Genomic DNA, 16234 nt, shown 5'->3' with positions numbered 1-16234 from the left:
ATCATGACAAAACCACAAATTGCCCCCTATGGTGCCTGGGCATCTCCTATCACGACCGATATGATTGTCGCTAAAGCGGTCAGGCGGGGACAGGTGCAGGTCCAGGGCCAGGATACCTACTGGCTGGAAGTGCGCCCCGAAGAAGGTGGGCGTGGTGTAATCGTGTGCCAGGGAGCCGATGGTGTGACGCAGGATATCACACCAGCTCCGTTTAACGCCCGCACGCGGGTCCACGAATATGGCGGCGGCGATTATATAGTTCACGAAAATACAGTGTATTTCGCGAATTTTAGCGATCAGCGCCTCTACCGTCAGCCTCTTGGTGGAGAGCCAGAGCCGCTAACTGAGGCCGGCAATAAGCGCTATGCCGACCTGGTTATTGATGGGCAGCGCCAGCGCCTGCTCTGTGTCTGTGAGGACCATACCAATACACAGCGCGAGGCCGTCAATACTCTGGTGAGCATTGCTCTGGACGGAAGCGGATCGGTTCATACACTGGTCGCGGGCAATGATTTCTACTCCACACCACGCCTGAGTCCCGATAAGACACGCCTCTGCTGGCTGACCTGGAATCATCCCAACATGCCCTGGGATGGCACCGAACTCTGGGTTGGCGAACTGGATGCCAACGGCTTTGTGAGCTACGCCCAATATGTCGCTGGGGGAGCGAGCGAGTCGATTTTTCAGCCCACCTGGTCGCCTGATGGCACGCTCTACTTCGTCTCTGATCGCAGCGGTTGGTGGAACCTCTACCGCCTGAAGGGCGAATCCATCGAGGCCGTTTGCCCGATGGAGGCCGAGTTTGGGCGTCCGCAATGGGTCTTTGGTACAAGCACCTATGGCTTTGTTTCGGCTGAGCGCCTGGTATGCATCTATGGCCAGAACGGCGACCACCTGGGAAGTATCAACCTGAAGACCGGTGTATTAACGGAGATAGAGACGCCCTATACCTCGCTGGGGCCGCCCGCCATCTCTTCTGAGCGCGTCGTCTTCACTGCTGGCTCACCGACCCAGCGCCCGGCGATTGTGCAGTATGATCTCGCCAACAAGAAACTTGAGGCCCTACGTGCCGCTGAAGCTGTTGCGCTCGACGAGCGCTACTTCGCCTTACCCCAGCCAATCGAGTTTCCCACTACCAATGGTCAGACGGCGTATGCCTATTACTATCCGCCAACGAATCCTGAGTTCCAGGCTCCGGAGGGCGAGCTCCCACCGTTGATTGTGGAAATTCATGGTGGCCCGACCAGCTCAACATCAAGCGTGTTCAACCTGGGCCGCCTCTTCTGGACCAGCCGGGGCTTTGCGCTCCTGGACGTCAATTATGGTGGCAGTACTGGGTATGGTCGAGCCTATCGTGAGCGCCTGAGGGGCCAGTGGGGCGTTGTAGATGTTGATGACTGCGCCAATGGCGCGCGCTACCTGGTTGAACGCTCGTTGGCCGATGGCAAGCGCCTGCTCATTCATGGCGGGAGCGCGGGCGGGTATACAACCCTGTGTGCCCTCTCGTTCGGCGACATCTTTGCCGCCGGGGCCAGTCACTTTGGCGTTAGCGATCTCACGACCTTTGTGCATGACACACATAAGTTTGAATCGCGCTACCTCTTTGGCCTGGTTGGTCCCTATCCCGAGGCCAAGCAGCTCTATGTTGAGCGTTCGCCCATGACCTACGTAGACCGGCTTGCTCGTCCGATTATCTTCTTCCAGGGTCTTGAAGATAAGATCGTACCTCCCAGCCAGGCCGAGGTCATGGTTGAAGCCCTGCGCGCCAAGAAAATTCCCGTGGCCTATCTCCCCTTTGAGGGAGAGCAGCATGGCTTCCGCATGGCGGAGAACATCAAACGTTCCCTGGAGGCCGAACTATACTTTTACTCCCGTATCTTTGGCTTCTCGCTTGCAGACGAGGTTGAGCCAGTCGAGATAGAGAATTTATAGAAGAGAGGACATACCGTGACGGTGACAGAACCGAAGAATCTTCAATTTACGAGCAGCGACGAACACATCAACGAACTGCTCACGCATATGAATATTATCTCCGACCTGGGGGCCTTCTCCGCCCTGGCCGACTGGGACCAGCAGACGGGCATGCCAGAGGGGGCGGGCGAGGCGCGTGCGCATCAGATGGCAACCATGCAGGGACTGATTCACGAGCGCCTGACCAATCCTCGCCTGGGTGAGCTGGTATTGCAGCTCGAAGAGGTCGTCAAGCAGCCGGAGTATACCGATGCTGATCGTGGCCTGGTGTATCATGCGCGTCGCTCCTATGACCAGTCGACCAAGCTCCCACGCGAGATGGTTGAAGAGATGGAGCGCGTGCGCGTGAAGAGCTTCGAGGCCTGGGTCAAGGCACGCCACAACAACGACTTCGCCAGCTTCTCGCCCTGGCTCCAGCGCACGGTCGAGTTTCAGCGCGAGGTCGCGGACCGCTTTGGCTACCAGGAGTGCCGCTATGATGCCCTGCTCGATCTCTACGAGCCGGGTCTGACTGCTAGCCGCGTCGATGTGCTCTTCGCTCCCGTGCGCGAGGCCAGCGCCACCATACTCAAGCGTATTCAGGAGAGTGGCCACACGGTCGACACCAGTAGCCTCTCCAATACCTTCCCTGTCGAGAAGCAACAAGAACTGAATAAGCACCTGCTAGAGAGCATGGGCTATGACTTTAATCGTGGGCAGATGGCGGTCTCCGCGCACCCCTTTACCACCAGCTTTGGCTCGCCTCTCGATGTGCGATTGACCACGCGCTACGACGAGAAGAATCTACCCTGGTCGATCATGTCCTCCCTGCATGAGGGTGGCCACGCCGTCTATGAGCAGGGCTGTGCGCCCTCGCTGTTGCGCACCCCGCTGGCCAGTGGTGCCTCAATGGGCGTGCATGAGTCGCAGTCGCGCCTGTGGGAGAATGGGATTGGTCGCTCTGAGGCCTTCTGGCGTGGCCAGTTCCCCATGGTCCAGCGCGCCTTCCCCGAGCAGTTCCAGAACCTGGATGCCAAAACCTTTGCCCACGCGCTTAACCATGTGGAGCCAAGCCTGATCCGCACCGAGGCCGACGAGGTCACCTATAACCTGCACATCATCATTCGTTTTGAGATCGAGCGCGCCCTGATCAACGGCGATATCGCCGTTGAGTCGCTGCCCAGCATCTGGAACAGCAAGTACAAAGAGTACCTGAGCGTTGAGCCGCCAACCGATACCCTGGGCGTGTTGCAGGATGTCCACTGGTCCTCTGGCTTTGGCTACTTCCCGTCCTACACCCTGGGCAACCTGTATGGCGCCCAAATTTACTCCAAGCTGCGCAGCGTCTTCCCCGATTTCGATGCGCGCCTGGAGCAGGGCGATACCCGCTTCGTTCTGAGCTGGTTGCAGGAAAACATGTACGCCTATGGCGCGACCTACAAGCCTGCCGACCTGCTCAAGCGTGTCGTGGGCGAGGAGGCCGACCCCCAGTACTTCGTCCGTTACCTGACCGAGAAGTTCTCCGGCATCTACAATCTCTAGATGCCTTAAGTGGCGCCACATGCGTGACTTCTCGCGCCTATGGCGCTCGCCTGGGTAGGAGATATGGTGTGCCCTGGCAGACTGCGTCTGCCAGGGCACACCATATCTCCTACCCAGTTATGGGGTCCATGCTTGCTTGGACTCTCCCGCTGGAGGGGATTAAATACTATGGGGACAAGGCCATGCCAGCATGGTTCCTACACTTTTTACCGGATGCCTCAGTGAAAATGTGAAATACGCCACATTTATGACTAGCAAAGCTCTTGTATAATAAGTGTCACTTGAAAATGAATAGGTTTCCTGCAAAGGGGAAGCAGATTTATGCCTGAAGGACGCAAAAGCACCTTTACCTTCGAGCGACGTCAGATAGTCCTGGGGCTGGCAGGATTGATGGGAGCTGCGTTGACCGGCTGTTCGTTTGACGGCACGAACACTTCGACGCTACAACCAACGCCAGGCACAACGTCTCAGCCAACCACAACCCTCACGTCCAAAGTGGCTCGCGGCACGACTTTGTATGTTTGTCAGAAACATACAGAACAAGTTGACGATATCGCTTGGTCACCAGATAGTGCTTATATTATTTCCGCCAGTAATGGTATTTACTCTCAAGTAGGCAAAGGAAAGCCATCACAACTCTATGTATGGAACTCCAGGACAGGAGAACCAAACGAAACATTCAGCATCAACCAATCTAGCGCTATGCCAGCCCCACTGGCCTGGTCACCGGATGGTAAAATGATTGCCATCTGTGAATTGTCTGACGCTGGAGGGAATGACTGGGTTAGCTTTTGGGATACCCAGAGGGGAAATCTCTTGGAACATATGAGGGTAGATCCGAATCTCAATTTCATCAGCTTACCTGGTCGCCCGACAGTAGTCACCTGGCTATTGCAGGAAACCGTGGTGTGGAGATCTGTGATGTAAGCACGCGGCAAAAAATCCTTTCCTATCCTGCCCCATTATTGACTCAACCACAATTATCTAAAGTCGTTACCTGGTCCCCTGATGGGAATACTATCGCTTCTGCTGCGGCTAAAGATGGCCACTCTCTCCAATTCTGGAATGCTCATACTGGCGAACCTCTTCACTACTTTGCTGGCTCCAAACCTGATGTTGCGGCCTGGTCTCCTGATGACAAGATGGTTGCTGTCGGCACTGCCTCGACACCTCCACAAGCATTGGATGTGCAGACAGGTCAGGTGCTGCTGACGTGTCAGACGAATCTCGTTTCTTTTGGATCATCACTCTTCTCTAGTTTACATCCCCATACCATCTCCTGGTCCCCTGATAGTGCATATATAGCAGTAGCAAATGACCAGGCGCAGGTACAAATCTGGAATGTTGCTAAACAACAGCTTGCCTATACATATACTGAGCATCGCAGCCTGGTCTCAACCGTTGCCTGGTCGCCTGATGGCTCGCGTATCGCCTCCGCTAGCTATGATAATACGGTACGTGTCTGGCAGGCAGTATAAAAAGTCTTGCTTGCTGGGGCAGAAGCCCGATGAATAAGCTTCTGCCCCATTGATGTTTCTAGCTACTTCGCGCTCCAGACTGTCCACCAGCAGGTCTCTTCGATGGGGCCTGTGTGTCTCTGGTAGCGCTCGCGCATGTACGCGACCAGCTCGGCCAGTTCCGCGTCTGAGAGGTCGTGCAGGATGGAGCGGCCCTTGCGCGAGCGAATGTTCTGCGCCAGGGCCTCGAAGTCAGGGAAGATCTCCTTGTGCTCAAGCAGGTGATGCTCCCCGATCTGTGTAAAGCCTGCCTGCTTTAGTGCTCCTTGTATAGTTTCATTGTCTGGCCGCCTGCCAATCTCAATCTCCAGTAGGCGAGGGAAGCGTTCGAAGAAATAGCCGCGTGGATTGGTGGCACTCCCTGGAAGTTGGCAATCCTTTGGGGTGCGGTTCTGGATCAAGAGGGTGCCACCTGGCTTAAGCAGACGCCTGGCCTCCGCGAAGGCGATGGGCAGCTCTTCTATCTTGAGGTGGTGAGTCAGAGCGCGCTCGAGAATGACATCGACACTGGCAGAAGGCAACCCGGTCGCCAGCGCATTTCCCTCCTGGAAAGAGATAGTGGGATAGTCTCGGCTGAATGCACGTGCCGCCTCTAGCATCCCCTGTGAGAAGTCGACGCCTGTAACATGGGCTGCACCCAGCTCCGCGAAGGCGATGCTATAGATGCCGCCGCCACAGGCGATATCGGCCACCTCTTTCCCTGGTATCTCCACAAGCGCCGAGACAAAGCGCTTCCAGGAGTCATCGGCATGGCGGTCAGCGTAAGAGTTGCGATTGCTTGAGGCATGAAAATTGATAGGCATAGCGGTGGTTTCCTTATCTTAGAACTGGATCAATACGCCCGTCATAGTACCACATTTAAGAGAATTTTGATGGGCTGTTTATAGACAAGCAGGCATTGTAACCTCTATAATGCATGAGATTAGATATACGCATGCGTAACGTATCTTACTCATAGTTTTGTCTACTCTACTAGCCTGTTATTGAGGTGCAGAATGCTTCTTAATGAAGAGCGTCAGCAAAGGGTGAAGGCGTACTATAAAACTCGTGTAAACATAGGCAATGTTCTGGGTTGTATTGTTGGCGCCTGTATAGGAGGTTATATTGGTTTTGTTTATTTTTGGCCCATTCCACTGCCCCTTTCGATGAAACCTATTTTCCCTTTCCAGTTTGTCGCTGCTTGTCGCCTGGCTTTTCCTTTCCTGAGCTGGGAGCCGGTACATGATTGGTTTCCCTGGCTTGTTCTATTTTATTATGGTATTTGTGCCCTTATTTTTGCGGCCTGCTATGTTCTTTCGGATTGGTTTAACAAAGCTTTACTACCTAATCTGTATGGTATGGACCGGCCAGTATGGAAACGCTTTTTAGATATTGTCTGGAGTCAATTTGTATTGGTGGTGGGTAATGCTATTTTAGTTGAGATTATTTATTTGCTGGCTGCTCTGCAACCAAATCTCTGGTGGCTAGAGGTTGCTTTACTTCTAGGTATATTTAATTTTTGCCTCAGTAGTTTGCTTCCCTGGTCATTATGGCCTTTCCATTCATTCTGGCATCTAGAGACAGGCCCACTCCCACAGCGATTAGTCGAGTTCACTGCGCAAGCTTCGACCAAAATTGCAGGTATTATTGTGATTGACAGTCCTTTCAAGACGTTAGGGGCGGAAATGATGCTGTTGGGATGGGGAAGTCGTTCGTACGTTGCCATAACGCAGAAGATGGCATATATATTTCCCATCCAGGAGCTTGAGGCATTTTTAGCGGTTGCTGTAGGTCATCGGAAAAGAAGTACAGCAATACGGGCATTTGTCATGAATTGCTTTTATGAATCTGTATGCCTCTTGCTACTTTTTGGTTTGGCGAATCTGGCCTACGGATCCTTGTTTTTCCTTCAAGGCGTGGAAGGATCTGCCAATGTGCCTCTGTTTTTAGTTCTATGTTGGGCATTGCTCTCTTTCAAGAAGAACTATTTTTCACGCCTCTGGGGGATAATATTCTTCAAGTCGATGAAGGTGCCTTACAGCTTACGGGTAATATTGCTGCTTTTTCTGATATCCTGATTCATCTTGCCAATACTGAATTGGTGGTATTTGATGGCCAGGGAAAAGGCAGCCCGAAAAACCGCATAAAGCATGCTGAAACGTTTATCAAGGGTGAGATTACTTCTACTGTTACTCCTGAGGGAATTGTCTCTCTGGATGATTAGCTCCCTTAAGCACAAAAGAGGAGTGGCCCTGGAGATCCAGGGCCACTCCTCTTTTGTGCTTATTGCGTAGGCCGGGCAGGCTTACATCATGCCGGGCATGCCGCCCATGCCCGGCATGCCGCCGGCGGGGGCTGCGGGGGTCTCTTCGGGGATCTCGGAGACCAGGGTATCGGTCGAGAGGACCATTCCGGCGATGCTGACCGCGTTCTGCAGGGCCGAGCGGGTCACCTTTACGGGGTCAATGATACCGGCGTCGAACATGTCGACGTAGCGGTTCGCGTAGGCGTCGAAACCAACGAAGCCATCAGCCTTGCGGACCTGGTCGACGATAACGGAGCCATCGAGACCGGCGTTCTTGGCGATCTGGCGCAGAGGCTCTTCGAGCGCGCGGCGCAGGATGGTCACACCAGTAGCCTCGTCACCAGCGGGAGCCTGGACGTTGTCGAGGACCTTAAGGGCCTTGATCAACGCTGAGCCACCACCAGGGATGATGCCCTCTTCGATTGCGGCGCGGGTCGCGGAGAGTGCATCCTCAACACGATGCTTCTTCTCTTTCATCTCGACCTCGGTCGCGGCACCGACTTTGATAACGCCAACGCCACCAGCCAGCTTGGCCAGGCGCTCCTGGAGCTTCTCGCGGTCGTAGTCGCTGGTGGTATCCTGGATCTGGGTGCGAATCTGGGCGATGCGGGCCTGGATGGCCTGGTTGGAGCCGGCACCCTCGACGATGGTGGTGAAGTCCTTGGTCGAGGTTACGGAGCGGGCGCTACCCAGGTCGTCAAGAGAAGTGCTCTCAAGCTTGAGGCCCTTCTTCTCGGTGATAACGGCGCCACCGGTCAGGATGGCGATGTCCTCCAGCATGGCCTCGCGGCGATCGCCGAAGCCAGGAGCTTTGATGCCCAGGACGTTGAAGGCACCGCGCATCTTGTTGACAACCAGGGTTGCCAGGGCCTCGCCGTCGATATCCTCAGAGATAATCACCAGGTCCTTGCGGCCACTCTGAAGCACGCGCTCCAGGATAGGCAGGATGTCAGCGATGGCGCTGATCTTCTTGTCGGTGATGAGGATGTAGGGGTCGTTGAGCTCGGCCAGGGTGTGCTCGTTGTTGCTCGTCATGTAGGGGGAGATGAAGCCACGGTCGAACTGCATACCCTCGGTATACTCTTTCTCCATCTCGATGCCGCGGCCCTCTTCGACGGTGATCACGCCGTCTTTGCCGACCTTCTCCATGACCTCGGCGATCAGGTCACCGATTTCAGGATCAGCGGCGGAGATCGAGGCGACCTGGGCGATCTGCTCGCGGGTCTCAACGGGCTTGCTCATCGCTTTGATCTCGTTGATGACAGCCTCAGAACCCTTCTCCAGGCCACGGCGCAGGATCATGGGGTTGGCGCCCGCGGCAAGGTTCTTCAGGCCTTCGGTCACGATGGCGTGCGCCAGCACAGTAGCGGTAGTGGTGCCGTCACCAGCGACATCGTTGGTCTTGGTCGCCGCCTCTTTGAGCAGCTGAGCGCCCATGTTCTCGAACTGGTCGGGCAGTTCAATCTCGCGGGCGATGGTGACGCCGTCGTTGGTAATGGTGGGGGCGCCAAATTTCTTGTCCAGCACAACGTTGCGGCCCTTAGGACCAATCGTCACTTTGACGGCGTCGGCCAGCACATCCATGCCCCGTTTCAGAGAATAGCGTGCTTTCTCATCAAACTGTACACGTTTAGCCACGATACATCTCTCCTATTTATGGTACATTGGTTGTATTTCTTGGAGAAGTTGTTTGCCTTCTCTTCAATGATGTGTGTCTTGGTCTACTCGATAATACCCATGATGTCGCTCTCGCGGAGGATCAGATACTCCTCACCCTCGAGCTTAATCTCAGTACCAGCATATTTCGCAAATAGGACGGTCTGACCAACCTGAACCTCGAGAGTGGTGCGTTTGCCGTTGTCTAGCACTTTGCCAGAACCAACTGCTAGCACTTCGCCTTCCTGAGGCTTCTCTTTGGCTGTATCCGGCAGGACAATACCGCTCTTCGTGACGGCTTCACGAGCCAGGGGTTTAACTACCACGCGATCACCAAGTGGTCGAAGCTTGACACTCACAGTTGGCATACTCTTTTTCTCCCTGATTACTGCTTTGCTTTATTCCAGGCAACTGGATCGGATCTTTGTATGACCTTTAACTTTAGCACTCTGCGCATGAGAGTGCGAACCGCATACATAATACACCATCAATAGCGAATGTGCAAGGGTTTCGCACCCAAATTTTGCCTATAGCGTGCAGCTAAGGGACACGAAAAGCTATAACGCGCTAGCGAGAGACTCTACGTTATATTGATGAGTACGTTACTGCCTTCGCCCCTTCTCTTCTTATGATAACCTTCTCTTCCATTCCTTCCTTTTAGGTGCTATACTGCAAAATAGAGCCAATGAGAATATTATAGGCACACACTGGTAGGTGTGGTAGACAACGAGAGCTACCTGGGAGGAGAGGACGTGGAAAACTGGGCTGAAAAACGTTTATCTTCTTGCGACTTATCGCTTCTGTCTTCGTAGTACTCTACTGAGTCCGTCTTTTCTATGGCCCTCGAAAAATAACTCATGAAAGAACAGCGTGGAAATCTGAGAAATTTGCCTGGTGCGACAGATGGTCAAGCGAACCCGCAGAAATTTGGCAACTATGACCTGGTGCATCGTATCGACGTGGGTGGTATGGGCGAGGTCTACCTGGCGCGCCAACGTAGTGCCTTTGGCCGTGAAGTCGCGGTCAAGATTATTCGCTCGGATCTGGCCTATGATAGTGTAGCGCGAAAGCGCTTTCTGCGCGAGGCCGAGGTCAGCGCGCATCTGAAGCATGAGCATATTCTCCCCTTGTTCGAGTTTGGCGAGGAGCAGGGGCGCCTCTTCCTCGTAACCCCTTATATTAAGGGCGGCACGCTGGCGCAGCGTTTGCAGCAGGGGCCGCTCTCATATGGCGAAATCTATCAGCTCTTCAAGGCACTGGTGCAGGCTATCGCTTATATTCATAAGCGAGGCGTCATTCACCGTGACTTGAAGCCCAGCAATATCCTGCTGGACCGTGAGGATGATGGGAACCAGGTCTATGTGCGTCTGATCGACTTTGGGATTGCCTCACTCCAGGGGTCGCTTGCCAGTCCTCCTCTGACCACGGCTGATCACGAGGTGGGGACTGTAGCTTATATGGCTCCTGAACGGGCTGATGGCGTCGCAGCTCCCAGCAACGATATCTATTCGCTGGGTATTATTCTCTATCAAATGATTACGGGGCACCTGCCACATATCAGCACTGGTACGATGCTGCCGCCTCCACTTGAGGAGGTTGTTGCGCGCTCTGTCGCCCCTGATCCTGCGCGCCGCTATGCCAGCGCTGACGAGCTACTTCAGGCATTCGAGCAGGCCTACCGATCTCTACGTGTGTCGCCCGAGACGCGGCCCTCTGGCCTGAGCGATAAATTTCCTGCCGTCTCGCCTACACCAAAATCTGCTGGACCATCCAATGTACCACCAACGCCCACACGTCAGGGACGTGACCTGGCTAGTAAGACAGCGTCTGGCACGCCCTCGGGAGCTTATCCCGCGATTCCTGCCTCTCCACGTAGCTACCAAGCTGCCTCAGCCGAGGGCATGCAGGTGCGGGGGAAGAGCTCACCCGATCTCGGGCAAGGACTGCCTGGAAAAAAGAGTCCTATTCCGCCTCGCAAGGAGCAGGCGGTCTTGCAGCGCGAAGAGTTTATCCTGCCTGGCAGTACGAAGTCCTTTGGCGGTGGCGACTATGATGCGCCCACCTCATTTGTGGATCCCGCGCAATTGCGGCAATCCTCACCACAGACGAGCCGTCCTCCAGCACCCAGGCCACAAAAGAACAGGCGTCCTTTAGCCCTTCTGATTCCCATTGGTATCGTAGCAATTGTTGTACTGATTGTTGGGATGTCGCTCTTTGTCTTTCAGAATGCTATTACGGCCAAAGTAACATTTAGTCCACAGGTGCAGACGATCAGCAAGGTGTATACTATCCGAGCTGTCGATGGAACCTCACATGTGGATACCAATGCGGGCACCATTCCTATTAATGAGGCTCGTAAGACCGAGACGGGTACACGCTCTGGCCCAGCTACGGGTCGTCCCTTCTTCTGCCTCTTTAATTGCCCGACCGTGGTTGCCAGCAACGATATTATTAACCTAGGTATTGAAACCAAACAAGGTCTAATTAAACAATTGACCCAGGATTTGAATAACGAGGTCAAAGGCAAAAACGCCAGTCCGCTGGGGCAGCCTTCCTTTAACGATAAGCAGAGTTCCTACCAGCCCGAAGTTGGCCAGAAGAGTTCTACCGTCTCCGTGACGCTGACGGAGGAGGGGATACTGAGCTACTACAGCAACAGTGATGCGCAGACGGTGGCGCGCCAGAAGCTGTTGCAGGATGCTGGGGCGAACTTTGAGGTGATGAATTCTACGGTACGCGTAGGCCAACCCGTGCTTAAAGGAACTGATGCGCAGGGGGCAACGCTGCTGGTGCCGATTGCCAGCGTGATACGCTATCAGATCACGCCTCAGAAACTCCAGGCTATGCAGAATCATCTCAAGAGCATGAAGAAAAGCGATGTCCGGGCGTATATCACAAAGCAGGAGGGGATTGATCCCAATAGCGTTTCGGTCAATCTCTCGTATGGCGATACACTTCCTGGTAATGTGCAGCAGATCACAGTGTCAAGCCAGAATCCCGCGACCCTGCCCTCCGTCCAGCTACCAGTAGTACCCTCGCCGCAGAATACGCCCACGACGGATAATTCCGACAATAACGATGATAATAACAGTATGGGTAGCCCGGTTTTCCCGCCATATGATCCTCGCTATATGGGGCAATGAGCAAAACGGCCCGCTACTGGCGTACGCGGTTACATATCATGCCCTATATGTAGCCGCGTATGCCAGTAGCGGGCCACGTCTCCGCTCTATTCTTCCTCTCCTACTGTTTCCTGTCGCTGTTCCTCCCAGATGCGCTTGACGATGCGCTTGGTGATTTCGAAGTTGAAGCCACGACGTTGCAGAAAGCTTCCCAGGCGACGATAGAATGTGGCGTAGTCGATACTGGGCTGGCGCAGCAGGCTGCGCGCCTTCTTCTCTGCGGCGCGTTGTGCGCGCCCCTCGTCGTTTTCCTCATCTACAAGTTCGTCAATGACTTCGCGCTGTATACCTTTCTGGCGCAGTTCATTCTTAAGGGCCTGAGCGCCTTTGGGACTGAACTGCTCTCTATTCTCCAGCCAGAACGAGGCAAAGCTGCGGTCATTGACCAGATCCATGCGGTCCAGGCGTTCTAGTACCACCTGGATATGTTCGGGAGTGGTACCTTTACGGCGAAGATAATTACGAACCTCCTGGCGGCTACGGGGACGAAATGAGAGATAGTTCAAGGCGCGGTCGACCGACTGCTGTAGGGCCTCCTCTTGCTGGATCTGCTCAACCTGGGAGGGAGTGATCTCCTGTCCCACATGTAAACTCATCTGTAAGACCAGCATAGCATTGGCGCCGAGCAGGAAGTGCTCGTCGACAAAAATATTTATACGGTCAGGATTATTGACCTGTGTTTGCAGTGATGTAATTCGCATAGGGGTATTATAGTTTTTTTACGGTGTGGCTCCAAGTGGAGGCACATATAAGCCTTTTCCCACGGACAAAAGTACGCTTCCTTCCTATTCTTAAACATACTTATAAAAGTGGAAGAGGGTCTAATCTTAGAGTGGATCTGTGAAATGAGGAGGGTTTGGAGGGAACCTTACAAACGTTTGGTAGGCTGGATGTAAGTAGTAATTCATCCAACCTCCTGGCTGAATGAAATGACTACTTGGAGCTTGCGCTCCTAGAAGAGGGCGGCTTCAGGCTCGGGCAACATCTCGTACAGAGGAACGTCTTTTTTCTCGGTCAAACGGTTATTCTCGTCGACGAATACAAGATGTGGAGTCAGGGTACGAATCTCTTCTTCCGTGAAATCAGCATAGCTAATAATGATGACCAGATCGCCTTCAGCAGTCATGCGAGCGGCTGCACCGTTCAAACAGATGACACCGGAACCACGCGCGCCAGCGATGGTGTAGGTCTCGAGGCGGGCACCATTATTGATGTTGACAATCTGTACCTTCTCGTAAGGGTAGATGCCTGCCGCATCCAACAGATCCTGGTCAATCGTGATACTACCGACATAATTGAGATTGGCCTGGGTAACGGTGGCGCGATGGATTTTCCCTTTACACATGGTACGCAGCATAATAGTGGTTGTTCCTTTCCGCGTTACAAAATGATGTGCTTATGTAGAACTAACGATACGCATTAACAATGGCTGAGTATTGAATACTCTACCCTTATTATAACTATTCATAAGAATAAACGATCCGCACCCTTATTATAGCCATACTTTTGCCACTTGTCCTATATTTAGGCAGAGTGGCTATTACTAATTGGTTGTTTGCTCGCGTGGCGCGGCGATTGCTTGCCGCCTGCTAACTATGGCTGGGCTGAGGCTCGGATTCGACGAGAGGGCGCTCCAGGAGCGAGAGGAGAGCCATCGCATAGGCCTCAGCTACGTTTTGGGCATCATGGATGGCGTCGCCCAGCATCAGGCGATAATGGCATTTCCAGCGGCGTGCGGGCCAGGCCGCCAGGCGAATAAGCGTGTAGGTTGACGCGTGTTTCTCCAGCTCTTCGCGCAAGGAAACTTCGTCGAAGGCGCTAAGGCCTTGCTGTTGTAAACGTGCCTGGGTCTCTGTAGAAAGCATAAGATATTCCACCTGTGTTGTCTGTGATATAGATAACTCTGCAACAAACTGCTATCTCTATTATATTTACTCCCCAACATCGCCATCGGCTTCACGCTGTTTTTGGAGTACTGCTGAGTATATTATAAAGAACAATTTTTTATTTGAAAAGGTCGTCAAGGATCTGTTGGTCTACGGGGAAGGCCAGTTCGGGGAGGGCATCCGGTTGGAAGAAGCCCAGTTCGCTGACCTCTTCTGCCTGGGCCGAGAGGGTATGAAGTGTGTTGTCGAGGATGGTGCCCTGGTAGGCGATGATGACATGGGGACTGCTGGTCTCGCTATAGACGCCAATCAGGCCGCCCAGCTCGATATCCAGGTTGGTCTCTTCCTTAACTTCACGTAGTGCGGCCTCTTCAACGGTCTCTCCCCGGTCCACGTACCCGCCGGAGAAGCCCCATTTGCCCTTGCCTGGATTAATATTGCGCCTGCCAAGCAGAAATTTTCCCTCGTGGCGAATCACGACTATCGCGACCACCTTGGGATTAAGGAAGAAGATATAGCCGCAGTTCTCGCAGGCGAGGCGCTCTGCGTTAAAAAGTTGCTTTTTGACCAGCGGCGTAGCACATACCGGGCAATATTTGATGTGCAGATCGGACATTCGTATACTCTCCTGACTAGCATCATAAACGACGATCCCGGCGGCGGCTCATAGGCACGGATGGCAGGCTTGCAGACTTGACAGACGCATTCATGCCTGCTGCACGCTTATGCCCGTTTCCAGCGGAAAATGTCTCTCAAGTAGAGAAGCAGAAAACATCCTGAGCCTCTAATTTCTGAATATTGTACCATGCTAAAGGTGTCAACCAGTTTCACATGGATAAGGGTAAAAGAGGTATTGTATCTCGATGAGTTTCTCTCAGTATTTTTGTGAAGCTTCTGTGTCTTGCAAGACATTTTTTGTCTTTAGTACTTTATTCTTTTTGTGCTTGTATGTTTGCGTTTCCAAAAGATTTTATGTTAATCTCTTCTATGCGGGAGTTTTTAGTGGTGCGCGCGAAGTCGAACTCTCGGCGACTCCGGTGCAATATATTGATCAGCAACAATGTAAATGTTGCACTTTCTGCCTATGTAAAAATTTTTGTTGTAAAAACTTTGTATGCAGGTAGTTGAGCGAGCCACCCCTCTCTACCTCTATGGTGAACCTCTAACCCTTCATCTCTCTCGTCTTTTCTCCTCGACCATTGTATAGATACTTGTCGATGGAGATGTCTCTTCTTTAATTGTTGAGCTTATTTTCTGGGGGTAAAAAGCATATGCCCTTTAAGTCTCCTATGAGCGGCGAGCAGCCCAAACCACGTGGACGACGTTCCTGGTTTATTGGCGCCTCGATTGGACTCGCGCTCTTGCTCGGAATTGTGACAACCATTCTTGTAAATTTGAATATGTCAGCCTCGGCGAAGTCGTTCTCGTCCATACCCGGTTCGGTGCCTGCGGTTGTGGCGCATAGCAAGAACGTCAGCGCGGTTTCGGGCGACCAGGCCCTCTCGCTGGCAATTGGCCTCAAACTGCGTAATAAAGAGGCCCTGCAAGGCCTGCTGCAAGACTCGAAGAACAAGAAATCGGTCAACTATGGCCGCCATCTCTCCGCCGACCAGGTGCAGAACTCGTTCTCACCAACGCAACAGAGCTATGACGCCGTCGTAAGCTACCTGCAATCGCAGGGCTTCAAGATCGATCACACCTACAGCCACCGCCTGTTGATCTCCTTCAGCGGTACGGCCTCTCAGGTGGAGAGCGCCTTCCATGTGCAGATCAACAACTATGTGGATGCCAAAGGCAAGCAGTACTACGCCAACGCCAATGACCCAACGATGCCCCAGGAGCTGGCTGGTGTGGTGCAGGGCATTGTTGGCCTGAATAACTACGCGCAACTTACTCATACGCCGGTTCACAATAAAAAGCCTGTAAATAATAGTAGCACTAATGCAGTTAATGCCAATGCTACTGTAAGTTGTTTGAATCCTCAAAGTGGGTATTTGCTTCCTTCCCAGTTTGCCACTGCATATAACTTCAATGGTTTATACAGTCAGGGCAATAAAGGTGAAGGGCAATCGGTCGCACTTGTTGAGCTTTCAGCCTATCCTGCAAGCGATGTTCAAAACTTTATCAATTGTTATGATAAAGGTACTCCAACAAATATTCGTGTTATCCAAACTTCTGTGAACGCTCCAACTGTTGGGGGGGGGCAATAGAAGTAGA

General features: G+C 53.1%; 14 protein-coding genes. 7 read left to right on the top strand and 7 right to left on the bottom strand.

Going from position 1 to position 16234, the window contains the following annotated elements; translation table 11 throughout:
* The first annotated feature begins 3 nt into the window (after positions 1-3).
* The 4 genes from JMJ04_RS08755 to JMJ04_RS08745 all read left to right on the top strand — a co-directional run bounded on the left by JMJ04_RS08755 (position 4) and on the right by JMJ04_RS08745 (position 4970).
* The gene (locus JMJ04_RS08755) at positions 4-1932 is read left to right on the top strand and encodes a S9 family peptidase (RefSeq protein WP_201370152.1); all 1929 of its coding nucleotides are present in this window, start codon (positions 4-6) and stop codon (positions 1930-1932) included.
* Positions 1933-1947: 15 nt separating this feature from the next.
* Positions 1948-3492 carry a carboxypeptidase M32 gene (locus JMJ04_RS08750; protein WP_201370151.1) on the top strand — a complete coding sequence of 515 codons (1545 nt, stop codon included), beginning with the start codon at positions 1948-1950 and terminating at the stop codon, positions 3490-3492.
* A gap of 321 nt (positions 3493-3813) precedes the next feature.
* On the top strand, positions 3814-4419 hold the full coding sequence (locus tag JMJ04_RS46465) for a WD40 repeat domain-containing protein (protein ID WP_236038186.1): 606 nt from the start codon (positions 3814-3816) through the stop codon (positions 4417-4419).
* Positions 4377-4970, top strand: a complete 594-nt coding sequence (locus tag JMJ04_RS08745; RefSeq protein ID WP_236038140.1) for a WD40 repeat domain-containing protein — start codon at positions 4377-4379, stop codon at positions 4968-4970. Before JMJ04_RS46465 ends, JMJ04_RS08745 begins: the two co-directional genes overlap by 43 nt.
* Before the next feature lie 62 nt (positions 4971-5032).
* On the opposite strand, the gene JMJ04_RS08740 is transcribed toward JMJ04_RS08745, so the two are convergent.
* The gene (locus JMJ04_RS08740) at positions 5033-5812 is read right to left on the bottom strand and encodes a class I SAM-dependent methyltransferase (protein WP_201370149.1); all 780 of its coding nucleotides are present in this window, start codon (positions 5810-5812) and stop codon (positions 5033-5035) included.
* A 192-nt stretch (positions 5813-6004) separates the two neighbouring features.
* Here JMJ04_RS08740 and JMJ04_RS08735 point away from each other — a divergent pair, with 192 nt between their 5' ends.
* The gene (locus tag JMJ04_RS08735; protein ID WP_201370148.1) at positions 6005-7066 is read left to right on the top strand and encodes a hypothetical protein; all 1062 of its coding nucleotides are present in this window, start codon (positions 6005-6007) and stop codon (positions 7064-7066) included.
* A 227-nt stretch (positions 7067-7293) separates the two neighbouring features.
* On the opposite strand, the gene groL is transcribed toward JMJ04_RS08735, so the two are convergent.
* Both groL and groES read right to left on the bottom strand, forming a co-directional pair.
* Entirely contained in the window at positions 7294-8877 is a 1584-nt protein-coding gene (groL, locus tag JMJ04_RS08730; RefSeq protein ID WP_374226808.1) for a chaperonin GroEL, read from the bottom strand.
* Between the two features lie 137 nt (positions 8878-9014).
* Positions 9015-9317, bottom strand: a complete 303-nt coding sequence (groES, locus tag JMJ04_RS08725) for a co-chaperone GroES (protein WP_007912946.1) — start codon at positions 9315-9317, stop codon at positions 9015-9017.
* 489 nt (positions 9318-9806) lie between these two features.
* On the opposite strand from groES, the gene JMJ04_RS08720 reads away from it, so the two are divergent.
* On the top strand, positions 9807-12092 hold the full coding sequence (locus tag JMJ04_RS08720; protein ID WP_201370146.1) for a serine/threonine protein kinase: 2286 nt from the start codon (positions 9807-9809) through the stop codon (positions 12090-12092).
* Positions 12093-12178: 86 nt separating this feature from the next.
* Here the strand turns inward: JMJ04_RS08720 and JMJ04_RS08715 are convergent, their stop codons facing one another.
* The 4 genes from JMJ04_RS08715 to JMJ04_RS08700 form a co-directional block, all read right to left on the bottom strand.
* Positions 12179-12832: a RecX family transcriptional regulator gene (locus JMJ04_RS08715; protein WP_201370145.1), complete on the bottom strand. Its 654-nt coding sequence runs from the start codon at positions 12830-12832 to the stop codon at positions 12179-12181.
* Between the two features lie 251 nt (positions 12833-13083).
* Entirely contained in the window at positions 13084-13488 is a 405-nt protein-coding gene (panD, locus tag JMJ04_RS08710) for an aspartate 1-decarboxylase (protein ID WP_007912939.1), read from the bottom strand.
* Between the two features lie 232 nt (positions 13489-13720).
* Positions 13721-13996, bottom strand: coding sequence for a hypothetical protein (locus tag JMJ04_RS08705; protein ID WP_201370144.1), 276 nt, complete (start codon positions 13994-13996; stop codon positions 13721-13723).
* A 139-nt stretch (positions 13997-14135) separates the two neighbouring features.
* The gene (locus tag JMJ04_RS08700) at positions 14136-14633 is read right to left on the bottom strand and encodes an NUDIX hydrolase (protein WP_007912934.1); all 498 of its coding nucleotides are present in this window, start codon (positions 14631-14633) and stop codon (positions 14136-14138) included.
* A gap of 655 nt (positions 14634-15288) precedes the next feature.
* On the opposite strand from JMJ04_RS08700, the gene JMJ04_RS08695 reads away from it, so the two are divergent.
* The gene (locus tag JMJ04_RS08695; protein ID WP_201370143.1) at positions 15289-16227 is read left to right on the top strand and encodes a protease pro-enzyme activation domain-containing protein; all 939 of its coding nucleotides are present in this window, start codon (positions 15289-15291) and stop codon (positions 16225-16227) included.
* The last annotated feature ends 7 nt before the right edge of the window (positions 16228-16234 follow it).

Origin of the sequence: Ktedonobacter robiniae (assembly GCF_016587375.1) — a bacterium.
GTDB classification, from domain to species: domain Bacteria; phylum Chloroflexota; class Ktedonobacteria; order Ktedonobacterales; family Ktedonobacteraceae; genus Ktedonobacter; species Ktedonobacter robiniae.
The sequence above is the reverse complement of the archived record's forward strand: the minus strand, read 5'-3'. Positions and strand labels throughout refer to the sequence as shown.